The sequence below is a fragment of the Amycolatopsis thermalba genome (assembly GCF_023376025.1).
In the GTDB taxonomy this organism is placed as follows: Bacteria; Actinomycetota; Actinomycetes; order Mycobacteriales; family Pseudonocardiaceae; genus Amycolatopsis_E; species Amycolatopsis_E thermalba.
The window spans coordinates 289,081-302,034 of the sequence record NZ_CP091196.1 but is presented as its reverse complement, the minus strand read 5'-3'; the positions used below and the strand labels follow the sequence as shown (position 1 = coordinate 302,034).

The 12,954-nt window shown below is 70.3% G+C and carries 15 protein-coding genes; 8 read left to right on the top strand and 7 right to left on the bottom strand.

The window, feature by feature from the left end; all coding sequences use genetic code 11:
- Positions 1-38: 38 nt before the first annotated feature.
- From pstB to L1857_RS01485, 6 genes are all read right to left on the bottom strand, one after another.
- Complete coding sequence (pstB, locus tag L1857_RS01510) at positions 39-815, bottom strand: phosphate ABC transporter ATP-binding protein PstB (protein ID WP_094003180.1); 777 nt, start codon at positions 813-815, stop codon at positions 39-41.
- 10 nt (positions 816-825) lie between these two features.
- A complete protein-coding gene (gene pstA / locus L1857_RS01505; RefSeq protein ID WP_094003179.1) occupies positions 826-1,752 on the bottom strand; it encodes a phosphate ABC transporter permease PstA in 927 nt (308 codons plus the stop codon).
- Complete coding sequence (pstC, locus tag L1857_RS01500) at positions 1,752-2,675, bottom strand: phosphate ABC transporter permease subunit PstC (protein WP_094003178.1); 924 nt, start codon at positions 2,673-2,675, stop codon at positions 1,752-1,754. The genes pstA and pstC overlap by 1 nt, the downstream gene beginning before the upstream one ends.
- Positions 2,676-2,868: 193 nt before the next feature.
- Positions 2,869-3,996, bottom strand: coding sequence for a phosphate ABC transporter substrate-binding protein PstS (gene pstS, locus L1857_RS01495; RefSeq protein ID WP_094003177.1), 1,128 nt, complete (start codon positions 3,994-3,996; stop codon positions 2,869-2,871).
- Between the two features lie 215 nt (positions 3,997-4,211).
- On the bottom strand, positions 4,212-5,117 hold the full coding sequence (mshD, locus tag L1857_RS01490) for a mycothiol synthase (protein ID WP_094003176.1): 906 nt from the start codon (positions 5,115-5,117) through the stop codon (positions 4,212-4,214).
- 19 nt (positions 5,118-5,136) lie between these two features.
- Entirely contained in the window at positions 5,137-5,889 is a 753-nt protein-coding gene (locus L1857_RS01485) for a winged helix-turn-helix transcriptional regulator (RefSeq protein ID WP_116110253.1), read from the bottom strand.
- A gap of 210 nt (positions 5,890-6,099) precedes the next feature.
- On the opposite strand from L1857_RS01485, the gene L1857_RS01480 reads away from it, so the two are divergent.
- From L1857_RS01480 to L1857_RS01445, 8 genes are all read left to right on the top strand, one after another.
- Entirely contained in the window at positions 6,100-6,978 is an 879-nt protein-coding gene (locus L1857_RS01480) for an LmeA family phospholipid-binding protein (RefSeq protein ID WP_162830662.1), read from the top strand.
- Positions 6,979-6,985: 7 nt separating this feature from the next.
- The gene (locus tag L1857_RS01475; RefSeq protein WP_094003173.1) at positions 6,986-7,420 is read left to right on the top strand and encodes a TlpA family protein disulfide reductase; all 435 of its coding nucleotides are present in this window, start codon (positions 6,986-6,988) and stop codon (positions 7,418-7,420) included.
- Between the two features lie 358 nt (positions 7,421-7,778).
- The gene (locus tag L1857_RS01470; protein WP_094003172.1) at positions 7,779-8,210 is read left to right on the top strand and encodes a DUF4395 domain-containing protein; all 432 of its coding nucleotides are present in this window, start codon (positions 7,779-7,781) and stop codon (positions 8,208-8,210) included.
- A 40-nt stretch (positions 8,211-8,250) separates the two neighbouring features.
- Positions 8,251-9,090 (top strand): sulfurtransferase, encoded by an 840-nt coding sequence (locus L1857_RS01465; protein WP_094003171.1) that lies wholly within the window; start codon positions 8,251-8,253, stop codon positions 9,088-9,090.
- Positions 9,091-9,092: 2 nt separating this feature from the next.
- On the top strand, positions 9,093-9,401 hold the full coding sequence (locus L1857_RS01460) for a DUF1416 domain-containing protein (RefSeq protein WP_094003170.1): 309 nt from the start codon (positions 9,093-9,095) through the stop codon (positions 9,399-9,401).
- A gap of 595 nt (positions 9,402-9,996) precedes the next feature.
- A complete protein-coding gene (locus tag L1857_RS01455; RefSeq protein WP_094003169.1) occupies positions 9,997-10,611 on the top strand; it encodes a heme-binding beta-barrel domain-containing protein in 615 nt (204 codons plus the stop codon).
- 5 nt (positions 10,612-10,616) lie between these two features.
- Positions 10,617-11,228: a 5-oxoprolinase subunit PxpB gene (gene pxpB / locus L1857_RS01450; protein ID WP_094003168.1), complete on the top strand. Its 612-nt coding sequence runs from the start codon at positions 10,617-10,619 to the stop codon at positions 11,226-11,228.
- Complete coding sequence (locus L1857_RS01445; protein WP_094003167.1) at positions 11,225-12,088, top strand: 5-oxoprolinase subunit C family protein; 864 nt, start codon at positions 11,225-11,227, stop codon at positions 12,086-12,088. Before pxpB ends, L1857_RS01445 begins: the two co-directional genes overlap by 4 nt.
- Here the strand turns inward: L1857_RS01445 and L1857_RS01440 are convergent.
- Positions 12,079-12,924: an aminodeoxychorismate lyase gene (locus L1857_RS01440; RefSeq protein ID WP_094003166.1), complete on the bottom strand. Its 846-nt coding sequence runs from the start codon at positions 12,922-12,924 to the stop codon at positions 12,079-12,081. The genes L1857_RS01445 and L1857_RS01440 overlap by 10 nt on opposite strands.
- Positions 12,925-12,954 lie beyond the last annotated feature (30 nt).

Below are 12,954 nucleotides of genomic sequence, written 5' to 3'. Positions count from 1 at the left end.
CCTCGGCGAGGCAGCCGAGGGGGTCTCGTCGAAAGAGATCAGCCGAACCGGCCCGAGATGTAGTCCTCGGTGGCCTTCTCGTTCGGGTTCGAGAAGATCTTCTCCGTGTCGTTGATCTCCACGAGCCGCCCCGGCTGGCCGACGCCGGCCAGGTTGAAGAACGCCGTCTGGTCCGACACGCGCGCCGCCTGCTGCATGTTGTGCGTGACGATCACGATGGTGTAGTCCTTCTTCAGCTCGGCGATCAGGTCCTCGATCGCGAGCGTGGAGATCGGGTCCAGCGCCGAGCACGGCTCGTCCATCAGCAGGACGTCCGGGCGCACGGCGATGGCCCGCGCGATGCACAGGCGCTGCTGCTGACCACCGGAGAGGCTGCCGCCCGGCTTGTTGAGCCGGTCCTTGACCTCGTTCCACAGGTTCGCGCCGCGCAGGGCCCGCTCGGCGATCTCGTCGAGCTTCTTCTTGTTCTTCGTGCCGGCGAGCCTCAGCCCGGCCACCACGTTGTCCCGGATGGACATCGTCGGGAACGGGTTGGGCCGCTGGAAGACCATGCCGATGGTGCGGCGGACCTGCACCGGGTCGACCGAGGACGCGTAGATGTCCTCACCGTCGAGCAGCACCTGCCCGTCCACCCGCGCACCCGGGATGACCTCGTGCATCCGGTTCAGCGTGCGCAGCACGGTGGACTTGCCGCAGCCCGACGGGCCGATGAAGGCCGTGACGTTCCGCGGCGGCACGGACAGCGTGACGCTGTCGACGGCGTGGAACTTGCCGTAGTAGATGTCGAGGTCCTTGACGTCGATTCGCTTGGCCATAGCGGAACGCTCACTTCTTCTTCGGGGCGACCAGGCGGGAGACCACCGTGGCGATCAGGTTGATGAGGGCGATGATGAGGACGAGGGTCAGCGCGGCGCCCCAGATGCGGTCGAAACCGACGCTACCCGGTTCCATCGAGTTCGTGGCCCGTTCGGTGTTCATCAGCAGCGGCAACGAGGCCTGGTTGTCACCGAACAGGTCCCAGTTGACGTACGCGGAGTAACCGACGAGCACCAGCAGCGGCGCGGTCTCGCCCATGACGCGGGCCAGCGCCATCATGACCCCGCTGATGATGCCGGACAGCGCCGTCGGCAGCACGATCTTCATGATCGTCTTCCACTTCGGCACGCCCAGCGCGTAGGAGGCCTCGCGCAGGTCGTCCGGCACGATCCGCAGCATCTCCTCCGAGGACCGCACCACGACCGGGATCATCAGCAGGACCAGGGCCAGCGACACGGCGAAACCGCTGCGCGGCAGGCCGAGCGTGGTGATCCACAGCGCGTAGATGAACAGCGCGGCCACGATCGAGGGGACACCGGAGAGGATGTCCACCATGAACGTGGTGATCTTGGCCAGCCGCGTGTTCCGCCCGTACTCGACCAGGTAGATGGCGACCAGCAGGCCCAGCGGCACCGAGATGATCGCGCACATCAGGCCCTGTTCGAGCGTGCCGATGATGGCGTGCAGGACACCACCGCCGACCTCGTCGGACAGCACCGACCCGAAGTCCTGGCCCCACCAGTTGCTGTACGGGATGCGCTTGATGCCGTTCGCGATCACCGTGTAGAGCACCCACACCAGCGGCGCGACGGCGATCAGGAACGACAGCCACACGAGCACCGTGGCCAGCGCGTTCTTCGCCTTGCGGCCCGTGCTGACGTGCTGGAACGCCGGCGGTGAGGCCAGCTGCTCGGTCTCGGACAGTGTCGTGGTCATCAGTCCGCCTTCCGCTGGCCGATGATCGACCGGGCCGCGAAGTTCACCGCGAAGGTCAGGACGAACAGCACCAGACCGGACGCGATGTAGGCACCGGCGGACTTCGGGTTGTTGAACTCGGCGTAGTTCGCCGCGATCTGCGACGCGAACGTCGCGCCCCCGTCGAACAGGCTCCAGTCGAAGGGCTTGCCCGCCGGGATGTAGAGGATGACGGCCAGCGCGATCGTCTCGCCCAGAGCCCGGCCGAGGCCGAGCATCGACGCGCCGATGTAACCGGACTTGCCGAACGGCAGCACCGTCGTCCGGATGACCTCCCAGCGGGTGGCGCCGAGCGCCAGCGCGCCCTCGACCTGGGCGGTCGGCGTGCGCTCGAACACCTCCCGGGACAGCGAGGTGATGATGGGCAGCAGCATCACCGCGAGCACCACGCCCGCGGTGAAGATGGTGCCCTGGAAGTTCGGGAACACGTTGCCGGTGCCGAAGATCGGGATGAACCCGAGCGTCTCGTTCAGCCACTGGGCGATCGGCGCCAGCTGCGGAGCCAGCACCAGGATTCCCCACAGGCCGAAGATGATCGACGGCACCGCGGCCAGCAGGTCGACGACGTAGGCGAACGGCCGCGCCAGCCGCTTCGGCGCGTACTGGGTGAGGAACAGTGCGATGCCCAGTGAGATCGGCATCGCGAGCACCAGCGCGAACAGCGACGTGTAGATGGTGACCAGCAGCAGGTCCAGGATGCCGAACTCGAGGTTCGCCGGATCGCCGGTGTGCCAGATGCGGGAGGTGAAGAAGTTGGCGTTGTTCGCGCCCAGCGCGGGAATCGCCTGCACCAGCAGGAAGATCCCGATCAGCGCGATGAGCGCGACGACGAAGATGCCCGCGCCGGTGCTCAGGTTCTTGAAGATGCGGTCACCCGGCCGCACCTTCGCGGTCTTGTTCGGTGTGGCCAGTGAGGGGGTTCGCTCAGTGGCCGGTGGTTGCGCCGTAATCGGGGGCCTCCGGGAGTGGTCTAGACGCAAGCGGACGCCCACCGGTGTCGCCGGTGGGCGTCCGCCTTTGCGAGTGACTCGCTCATCAGTTACTCAGTGCAAACCGATCAGGGGTTGCGGTGATCGTTCAGGAGATCGCCTTGATCGAGGTCAGCACCTTCTCCTGCAGGGACTGCGGGAGCGGCACGAACCCCTTCTCGGCGATCGGCTGCTGGGCGGTGGTGGCCGCCACGGTCAGGAACGCCTTCATCGCCTTGGCGGTGTCGGCGTCGTAGCCCTTCGAGCAGACGATCTCGTACGTGGTCAGCAGCAGCGGGTAGGCACCCGGGGTGTTGCTGGCGTAGATGGCCTTGAGGTCCATGGCCAGGTCGTTGCTGCCCGGGGTGCGGAAGGTGGCGGCGTCCAGCGCCTTGGCCACGTTCTCCGGGGTCAGCTCGACGGCGCCGGAGCCGCTGTCCAGCTTGGCGGCGCTCAGGCCGTCCTTGACGTAGGACGACTCGATGTAGCCGATGGCGCCGTCGGCGGCCCGGATGCCCGAGGCGACACCGTTGGAGCCCTGGGCGCCGTTGCCGACGCCGCCCTTGAAGGCCTTGCCGGTGCCCTGCGTCCAGGCACCCTTCGAGGCGGCCTCGAGGTAGGTCTGGAAGTTGTCGGTGGTGCCCGACTCGTCCGACCGCGAGAACACCTGGATCGGCTTGTCCGGCAGGTTGACGCCCGAGTTGAGGGCGGCGATGGCCGGGTCGTTCCACTTGGTGATCTGGCCGTTGAAGATCTTGGCCGCGACCTCGCCGTTCAGGGTGAGCGAGGAGACGCCGTCCAGCTTGTAGGCGATGGCCACCGGGCCGACGACCAGCGGCAGGTTCCACGCCTCGCCACCGGCGCAGCGCTCGTTGGCCTTGGTCTGCTCGTCACCGGTCTTCAGCGGCGAGTCGGAGCCGCCGAAGTCGACCTGCTTGGCGGTGAACTGCTTGACGCCGGAGCCGGAGCCGGTCGCGTTGTAGTTCACGATCTGGCCGGCGCAGGCCTTGGTGTACTGCTGGGCGAAGATGTCCACCGCGGTCTTCTGGGCCGTCGAACCCTCGCCGGTCAGCGGCGACTTGCCGCCGCACTCGACGTTGGCGGTCGCGGTCGGCGCGGTCGCCGCACCCGAGGTCTGGGTGTTGCCGGTCGAGGCCGGGTCCGTGCCACAGGCCGCGAGCACGAGGGCAGCGCTCGCTGCGATGCCGAGAGCACCCATCGGCCGCATGATCTTCACTTCATGTCCTCCAGCTATTGAAAGCCATTCGTCGCAACCGGACATTAGGCAGCACGGGTGGACGTGCCCCTCTGTACAGATGAACGCAAAGTGAACAAGGGCGCCAATGTGAGCGGGACAACGTCACTCGAACGGGCGTCGTGTCCGGGCCGTGACCTGCGGGTACGCGATCCGTGATGGAAGGTTGGCGCAGGGTTAACGTAACGGAACGGCGATCACCGTTCGTACTGGACGTCGACCTCGTGCCGGGCGAAGCCGAGCCGCGAGTAGACGGCGATCGCGGGCGCGTTGTCCCCCTCCACGTACAAGATCACCTGCGGCAGGCCGCGGTCCCGGAGGTAACGCAGGCCGGCCAGGGTCAGCGCCTTGCCCAGCCCGCCGCCCTGCGCGCCCGGGTCGACGCCGACGACGTAGACCTCGCCGGTCTCCCGGCCACCGAAGCGGCGCGGGTTGGCCGGGTGGACCTTCGTCCAGTGGAAACCGAGCAGCTTGCCCGCGCCGTCTTCGGCGAGGAAGAACCCGTCCGCGTCGAACCAGTCCGCGGCCTCCTCGGCCCGCAGGTCGTCGACGGTGAGCCGGCCCTGCTCCGGGTGCCAGTCGAAGGCGCGGGCGTTGACCTCGATGACGGCCTGCTCGTCCCGGCCGGGCACGAAGGTGCGCAGCGAGACGCCCTCGGGCAGCCGGGGTTCGGGCCAGTCCGGGTCGACCGGGGTGTGCATGACCAGCAGTTCGCGGGCACGCGAGAAGCCCGCTCGTTCGGCCAGGGCCGCGGCGCCCGGGTGGTCGCCGTGCGCCCAGATCCGCAAGGGCGCGTCGCCGGCTCGGTCGGCGAGCGCGGACAGCATCTCGGTGCCCACGCCCCGGCGCCGAGAGTCCGGCCGCACGATCAGCTCGGCCACCTGGCGGCCGAACGCGTCACCGGAGACGTCCAGGTGGGCGTACCCGGCCAGCACGCCGTCGGCACGGGCGAGCAGGTGCGGCCCGGACGCGAACTCCCCGGGCAACGGCTCGCCGGGGGACACGTCCGGTCGTCCGTCCACCTCACGGGCGGCCAGCAGCAGCTCGCGGACCTCGCGGGTGGTCCGCTCGTCCAGCTCGTCGACCCACACCACGGTCAGCACGGATGCACGGTCTCCCGGATCAGGGGGTGGAGAATTCGGTGGACAGCTCGCTCGCGTCGAAGTTGAGCGAGGTCACGCCGGGCTTGGCGCCGGCCTTGGCCGGGCGCTCGAACTTGTAGCCGACGTTGCGCACGGTGCCGATCATCTGCTCGTGCTCGGGGCCGAGCTTGGCGCGCAGCCGCCGCACGTGCACGTCCACCGTGCGGGTGCCGCCGAAGAAGTCGTAGCCCCAGACCTCCTGCAGCAGCTGGGCGCGGGTGAAGACCCGGCCGGCGTGCTGGGCGAGGTACTTGAGCAGCTCGAACTCCTTGTAGGTGAGTTCGAGGGTGCGGCGGCGCAGGCGCGCGGTGTAGGTGGCCTCGTCGATCACCAGGTCGCCGACCCGCAGCTCGGTGTCCACCTGGGTGGCGCCGCCGTCGCGGGTGGTCGCCAGCCGCAGCCGGGCGTCGACCTCGGCCGGGCCCGCGGTGGGCAGCAGGATGTCGTCGGTGCGCCACTCGGCGCTGACCGCGACCAGGCCGCCCTCGCCGATGACCGCGATGATCGGGGTGCTGCCCTCGTCGTCGCCGGTGCCCTTGAGCAGGCGGCAGAGGCTCTTGGCGGACGCGAGGTCGGTGCGCGCGTCGAGCAGGATGACGTCCCGGTGGCCCGCGTCGAGGAGCGCGGTCACCTCCGGTGCGCGGACGCGTACCGTGTGCGGAAGCAGGTCCAGGGCTGGAAGGACTGCGGTGGCTTCCGCCTCGGAAGTGAGTACGAGCAGGTCCAGGCTCATCGCCACACCGCCTTCTTGCTAGTCCGTAGCCTTGAGCGCCCCTGGTCTTAGCGGACAAGACTAGCGGGTGAACAGGGAGAAACCACCTGCTCTGCAGCCTCCGTCACAGTGACGTCACACTGGTGACCCATAGCCTCGGGCTGTCCAGGACCCGGATACGAGACAGATCGGACACCAAGAGTGAGCAGACCTGCGACCCAGGATCGAGCCGTGCCACCAGCGGGACCGAGCCGCCGTGGACGCCGCGCCCGGCGCATCGTCATCAGTCTCGTCGTGTTGCTCGCGCTGCTGGTCGGGGCCGACTTCGGGCTCGCCGCGTTCGCCGAGCACACGGTGTCGCAGAAGGCCCGTGAACAGCTGAAGCTGACCGACGACCCGTCCGTGACGATCCACGGCTTCCCGTTCACCACCCAGGCGATCGGCGGCGACTACGGCCACATCGCGCTGTCCGCGTCCGGGGTGCCGATCAAGGACCTGCGGGACGTGGGTGTGACGGCCGACCTCTACGACGTCACCGCGCCGCTGTCGGACCTGGTGAACGGCAACACCGACGCGATCCGGATCGGCCGCCTGGAGGCCCAGGTGACGATCAAGGCCAGCGACATCAACAAGGTGGACCCGCTGACCAAGATCGAGGACCTGCGGATCGAGCCGTCGAGCATCGAGTACGTGGAGACCGGCCAGGACGCCGAGAGCGGCACCGACAGCGGCGCCGGCGACCAGCAGGGCCAGGACGGCACGACCGAGGAGGAGCAGGACCAGTCGAAGGCCGGCATTCGGATCTCCGGGTACGTGCAGATCGCCGGCCAGCGCATCGAGATCTTCTGCTTCGCCATGATCGAGCTGCACGGCACCGCGATCGACATCGTCCCCAAGCGGCTGCAGTACGGGAATGACAAGGAGACGACCGTTGTTCCCGAAGCAGTGCAGCAGGCCCTGCTGCCGAACTTCAAGGCCACGATCGACACCGGCAACCTCCCGTTCGAGGTCACCCCGACGGCGGTACAGGTGAACAGCGGTTCGGTCACCATCAAGGGCGAGGCCAAGAACGTGACGTTCAGCGGGGCGACCAGCTCAACCGGAGGGTGAGGCGCTGATGACGGGCGTGTGGGTCGTGCTCGGCACGCTGGTGGTCGCGGCCGTCGCCGGCGGGCTGCTCAAGGCGCGCAACGGGCGCGTCCGGTCGGCTCGTCGCGCGCCGGCGGCCGGCCTGCCCGCGCCCGTCGCGGCGGCGCTGGACACCGGCGCCGAGGTCACCCTGGTGCAGATCTCCACCACGTTCTGCACCCCGTGCCGGCACACCCGCGCCCTGCTCGGCCCGCTGGCCGAGCGCACCGACGGCCTGAACCACGTCGACCTGGACGTGACGAACCAGCCGGAGGTCGCGCAGGCGCTGGGTGTGCTGCGCACGCCCACCACGATCGCCTACCGCGCCGACGGCACCGAGCTGTTGCGCGTCGGCGGCGTGCCGAAGGCTCCCGCGCTGCTCGAGGCGCTGCGGCCGCACCTGCCCTCGCGCGTCGCGGAGTAGGCGGCGCGGCCGCCAGTGGGCGGGGCCGGATCAACAGAACTAGAACCTGTTCCAGTCGACCGCGGTGCCCGCCCCGATGGCGTCACGTCCGCTGAGCTGCGCGAAATTATTTTCCTGGATGGTGGGAATGCTCTCACTGGGTGGACACCCCTCCCACTTTCAGGGACGTCCGGGTAGCCTGACGCTCGTGTGCAGGCTGCCACTCACTCTGCTGACGCAACGTCGCGCGGTCGACTTCTGCCGCGTGCGCAGCAGCCTGTGTCTGCTCTAGCGGGTCCGCCTCGGCCGTACCCGCACTCCCCCGCCGGAAAAATCCCGTTCCGACGCGCGCTCACGCGCGCCCCGCCAGGGAGGTGACATGTCAGCAGGCCCAGCCGTCGATCCCCGTGGACCGCGTTTCGCGGCCGTCATCACCACCATCGTGCTCGCGGTGGTCCTCATCACCGGATGGTGGCCGCTGCTGGCCGTTCAGACGGTCGTGTTCGCGATCGGTGCGTTCGTCGGGCTGAAACCGGCCCCGTACTCGCTGATCTACCGCTACCTCGTGGCGCCGCGGCTCGCGCCGACGTCCGAGCGGGAGGACGCGGCGCCGCTGCGGTTCGCCCAGGGGGTCGGGTTCGTGTTCGCCCTGGTCGGCACCATCGGCTACGCCACCGGGGTCACCGCGCTCGGCATCGTCGCGACGGCGTTCGCGCTGTTCGCGGCCTTCCTCAACGCGGCCTTCAACTTCTGCCTCGGCTGCGAGATGTACCTCCTGATCCGGCGCGTGGCGCCGAGCCAGGCTTCCTGACAAGTCCACCCACGAGAAGAAGAAAGCGAGTAGTGCTCTCATGAGCCGTGAAGACGTCCTGGTCACCACGCAGTGGGCCGAGGAGAACCTGAACACCCCCGGCGTGGTCTTCGCCGAGGTGGACGAGGACACCACCGCCTACGACGGCGGCCACATCCGCGGTGCGGTCAAGATCGACTGGAAGACCGAGCTGCAGGACCCGGTCCGCCGCGACTTCGTCGACCGGGCCGGGTTCGAGGCCCTGCTGTCGGAGAAGGGCATCTCCAACGACGACCTGGTCGTCCTGTACGGCGGCAACAACAACTGGTTCGCCGCGTACGCCTACTGGTACTTCAAGCTGTACGGCCACGACAAGGTCAAGCTGCTCGACGGCGGCCGCAAGAAGTGGGAGCTGGACGGCCGCGAGCTGACCTCCGAGGAGGTCAAGCGCGAGCGCACCAACTACGTCGCCAAGGAGCCGGACACCTCGATCCGCGCCTTCCGCGACGAGGTCGTCGACGCGATCGGCACCAAGAACCTGGTCGACGTCCGCTCGCCCGACGAGTTCTCCGGCAAGCTGCTGGCGCCGGCACACCTGCCGCAGGAGTCGGCGCAGCGCGGCGGTCACATCCCGACGGCGCTGAACGTGCCGTGGGCCAAGACCGCGAACGAGGACGGCACCTTCAAGACCGCCGAGGAGCTCAAGGAGCTGTACGCGGAGGCCGGCCTGGACACCTCGAAGGCGACCATCGCCTACTGCCGCATCGGTGAGCGGTCCAGCCACACCTGGTTCGCGCTGCACGAGCTGATCGGGCTCGAGGACGTGAAGAACTACGACGGATCGTGGACCGAGTACGGCTCGCTGGTCGGCGTGCCGATCGAAACCGGAACGGGGAAGTGACGATGAGTGCTGACGGTTGCGGCGCGCCGGTGCAGACGGCGACGCCCGCGGACATCGACACGAACGGGCAGGTCGTGGTGGCCGGCAAGGTCACCGGCAGCGACGGCCCGATCGGCGGTGCCTACGTGCGCCTGCTGAACGGTGACGGCGACTTCGCGGGCGAGGTCCAGGCCTCCCCCGAGGGCGACTTCCGGTTCTACGCCGCGCCCGGAGCCTGGACGGTGCGCGCCCTGCACCGCTCGGGCAACGGCGAGGCCTCGGTGACCGCCGAAGGCCCCGGCCTGCACCAGGTCGCCATCTCGGTCGGCTGACACCCGCCTTTTCCGAAGGCCCACCCGCGTTCCACGGGTGGGCCTTCGGTCAGCTTCAGCAGCTCGGCGGGGACGTCAGGAAGTGGTTCAAGAACACGGCCCTCGCAGTACCTGCAGGGCCCCGCGGCAGGCGGCCGCGGCTGGGCCCTTTCGTGGGGCCGCGAGTGGCCCGTTCGTGCAGAGCGGCCGCGACTGGCCCTCTCGTGCGGATACGAGCGGCTAACTCGTGCGGGCGCGCCCGGCCCTCTGGTGTGGCCGCGGCTGGGCCCTTTCGCGCGGCCGCGAGTGGGCCATCGTGCGGGAGGTGTCTGATTCCTGCCGCCCGCGGCCTCCGCGGCGCGCGGTCAGCGGCCGGGTTCGCCGGCTCGACCCCGGTCTTGGTCGTCTTGGTGCTGCTCGCCGTCGCCGGCATGGTCACGCTCGCCGCGGGCGTGGTGCTCGCCACGCGGGTGCGGGGCGAATGAACGCCCTGGCAGCGGCTATCCTGCTGGGCGTGGAGATCCTGTTTACGACGCTGCTGGTGCTCGCCGCCATCGCGATCCTCTGGTTCACCGTGTACGTCGTCTACCGGCTGTACGCCGACCAGCGCTGACCGATGACCTCCGGCGATGACGCCGTCGCGGCCGCCGCCGAGCGGGCCGAGTCGACGCGCGGGCGCAACCTGCCGCAGTTCGACGACCTGCCGATCCCGGTGGACACCGCGAACCTGCGCGAGGGCGCGAACCTGAACGACGCCTGCCTGGCGCTGCTGCCGCTCGTCGGCGTGTGGCGCGGCGAGGGCGAGGTCAACTACCCGACCATCGAGGGTCCCCGCCGGATCGCCCAGCAGCTCACCATCGCGCACGACGGCCGCCCGTTCCTCTACCACGAGGCCCGCTCCTGGCTGCTCGACGACGACGGCAACGTGGTCCGCGCCGCCGCCCGCGAGGTCGGCTGGTGGCGCCCGCAGGCCGACGACACGCTCGAACTGCTGCTGGCCCACAACACCGGCATCATCGAGGTCTTCTACGGCAAGCCGCGCACCCAGACGTCCTGGGAGCTGGGCACCGACGCGGTCGTGCGCACCTCCACGGCCAAGGAGGTCACCGGCGCGCAGCGGCTCTACGGCCTGGTGAACAACGGCGACCTCGGCTACGTCGAGGAGCGCGCCATGGTCGGCCAGTCCATGCAGCCGCACATCTCCCTCTACCTCAAGCGCGTCGTGGGCTAGCGCCGGTGCGCTGGCTGCGCTACGGCCCGGACGCCGCGCTCGTCGAGTGCGAGTCGCTGGACGAGATGAGTGCGGTCCGTGCCGTCGTGGTCGCCGCGGGCCTGCCCGATCTCGTCGAGGTCGTGCCCGGCGCGCGCACCGTCCTCATCGCCGCGCGGCCCGGCTCCACGGGGCTCGCCCAGGCGCGCAAGCTCGTCGAGTCGGCCGGCCTCGAATCCGCCGACGGCGGCGAGTCGCGGGAGATCACCATCGACGTGCGTTACGACGGCGAGGACCTCGACCTGGTCGCCCGCACCGCCGGGATCACCGTCGACGAGGTGGTCGAGCTGCACACCGGCGCCACCTACACCGTCGCGTTCACCGGCTTCGCCCCCGGCTTCGGCTACCTCACCGGCCTGCCCGAACCGCTCCGGCAGTCGCGTTTGGACACTCCACGCACGCGGGTCCCGGCCGGGTCGGTCGCGATCGCCGGCGAGTTCACCGGCGTCTACCCGCGCTCGTCGCCCGGCGGGTGGCGCCTGCTCGGGCACACCGACGCCGTCCTGTTCGACAGCCGCGCGTCGCGGCCCGCGCTGCTCGCGCCCGGCGACCGGGTCCGGTTCCGGAGGATCCGGTGAGCCGCGCGCTGGAGGTCGTCGCGACCGGTCCGCTCGCGCTCGTGCAGGACCTCGGCCGCCCCGGGCACGCCCACCTCGGCGTGCCGCCGTCCGGCGCCCTCGACGTCCCGGCACTGCGGCTGGCGAACCGGCTGGCGGGCAACCCGGAGGACGCGGCCGGGATCGAGGCGCTGCTCGGCGGGCTCGCCGTGACCGCCCGCGCGTCCTGCACGGTCGCTGTCACCGGCCCGCCCGTCGCGGTCACCGTGGACGGCCGCCCGGCCGGCTCACACGTGCCGGTCCACCTCACCGCCGGGCAGACCCTGACCATCGGACGGCCGGACACCGGTCTGCGCTGCTACCTCGCGGTCTCCGGCGGCATCGACGTCGAACCCGAGCTGGGCAGCCGGTCCCGCGACGTGCTGGCCGAGATCGGCCCGCCGCCGCTGGAGCCGGGCGCCGTGCTGCCGCTGGGCGAGCCGAGCGGGATCCCGGACGGCGCCGACACCGTCACCGCCCCGCCGAACCCGCCCGACCTGCTCGTCCCGGTCGTCCTGGGCCCGCGCGACGACTGGTTCGGCGACGCCGCCCACCAGCTGTCCGCGCCGTGGACGGTCACCAGCGAGTCCAACCGCGTCGGTCTGCGCCTGGACGGCCCCGCGTTGCGCCGCACCGACGCGCGCGAGGGCGCGGAGCTGCCCAGCGAGGGCGTCATCACGGGCGCGATCCAGGTGCCGCCCAACGGCCTGCCGGTCGTGTTCCTCGCCGACCACCCGACCACCGGCGGCTACCCGGTGATCGCCGTCGTCGTGCCCCGTGCGCTGCCCGCGCTGGCGCAGGCCCGGCCGGGCACGACGATCCGCTTCCGCCCCTACGCGTAGAGGTCTTCGTAGGCCTGGGCCAGCTCGGCGTGGATCGCCGAGGAGTCGCGCAGCGGCTGGTGGTCCAGGGTGTGCACGCGGGTCAGCTTCCGCACCGAGGAGGCGAGGAACACCCCGTCCGCGCTGAACAGGTCCGGCGTCCGGATCATCTCGATCTTGGTCGACCACCCGGCCCGCTCGGCCGCCCGGAACACCGCGGCCTGCGTGGTGCCGGGCAGGATGCCGATCCCGGGCGGCGGCGTATAGAGCGTGCCGCCGCGCGCCACGATCACGTTCGAGGTCGGGCCCTCCAGCACCGAGTGGAGGTCGCTGGCGGTGAAGATGACGTCGTCCGCGCCGCGGCGGGCCGCCTCCCGCCCGGCGGCCATGTTGACCGCGTAGGACAGGGACTTGGCGCCCAGCAGCAGCCACGGCGCGCGCTCGGCCAGCCCCGGGTCGATGCCGCGTTCCAGGGTCACCACCGCGACCCCGTCTTCGCGGGCGCGCAACACCTTCGGGTCGATTTCGATCCCGAGCGCGAAGGCCGTCGGCTCACCCTCCGGGTCGACGCCGCGCGTGTAGACGAGCTTCAGCGCGAACTCGCGGCTGCCGGACCAGTTGTCGATCACCGTCCGCGCGGCGCGCTGCCAGGCCGCGTCGTCCGGTTCGGGCAGGTCCAGCATGGACGCCGACCTGGCCATCCGGTCCAGGTGCGGGCGCAGCTCGCGCGCCTTGCCATCGGCGACCAGGATCGTCTCGAAGACGCCGTCGCCGCGCATCAGGCCGAGGTCTTCGACCCGGATGTGCGGGGTGTCGGGGTCGGCCAGGGTCCCGTCCAGGAAAGCGAGTACGCGCATGGGCCAACCGTACTCACCTAACATCGGGGT

What these genes read in the sequence shown, in the direction of transcription:
- pstB (WP_094003180.1), bottom strand. Translation starts at nt 815, where the DNA reads ATGGCCAAGCGAATCGACGTCAAGGACCTCGACATCTACTACGGCAAG.
- pstA (WP_094003179.1), bottom strand. Translation starts at nt 1,752, where the DNA reads ATGACCACGACACTGTCCGAGACCGAGCAGCTGGCCTCACCGCCGGCG.
- L1857_RS01485 (WP_116110253.1), bottom strand. Translation starts at nt 5,889, where the DNA reads ATGAGCCTGGACCTGCTCGTACTCACTTCCGAGGCGGAAGCCACCGCA.
- L1857_RS01475 (WP_094003173.1), top strand. Translation starts at nt 6,986, where the DNA reads ATGACGGGCGTGTGGGTCGTGCTCGGCACGCTGGTGGTCGCGGCCGTC.
- L1857_RS01470 (WP_094003172.1), top strand. Translation starts at nt 7,779, where the DNA reads ATGTCAGCAGGCCCAGCCGTCGATCCCCGTGGACCGCGTTTCGCGGCC.
- L1857_RS01465 (WP_094003171.1), top strand. Translation starts at nt 8,251, where the DNA reads ATGAGCCGTGAAGACGTCCTGGTCACCACGCAGTGGGCCGAGGAGAAC.
- L1857_RS01460 (WP_094003170.1), top strand. Translation starts at nt 9,093, where the DNA reads ATGAGTGCTGACGGTTGCGGCGCGCCGGTGCAGACGGCGACGCCCGCG.
- L1857_RS01455 (WP_094003169.1), top strand. Translation starts at nt 9,997, where the DNA reads ATGACCTCCGGCGATGACGCCGTCGCGGCCGCCGCCGAGCGGGCCGAG.
- L1857_RS01440 (WP_094003166.1), bottom strand. Translation starts at nt 12,924, where the DNA reads ATGCGCGTACTCGCTTTCCTGGACGGGACCCTGGCCGACCCCGACACC.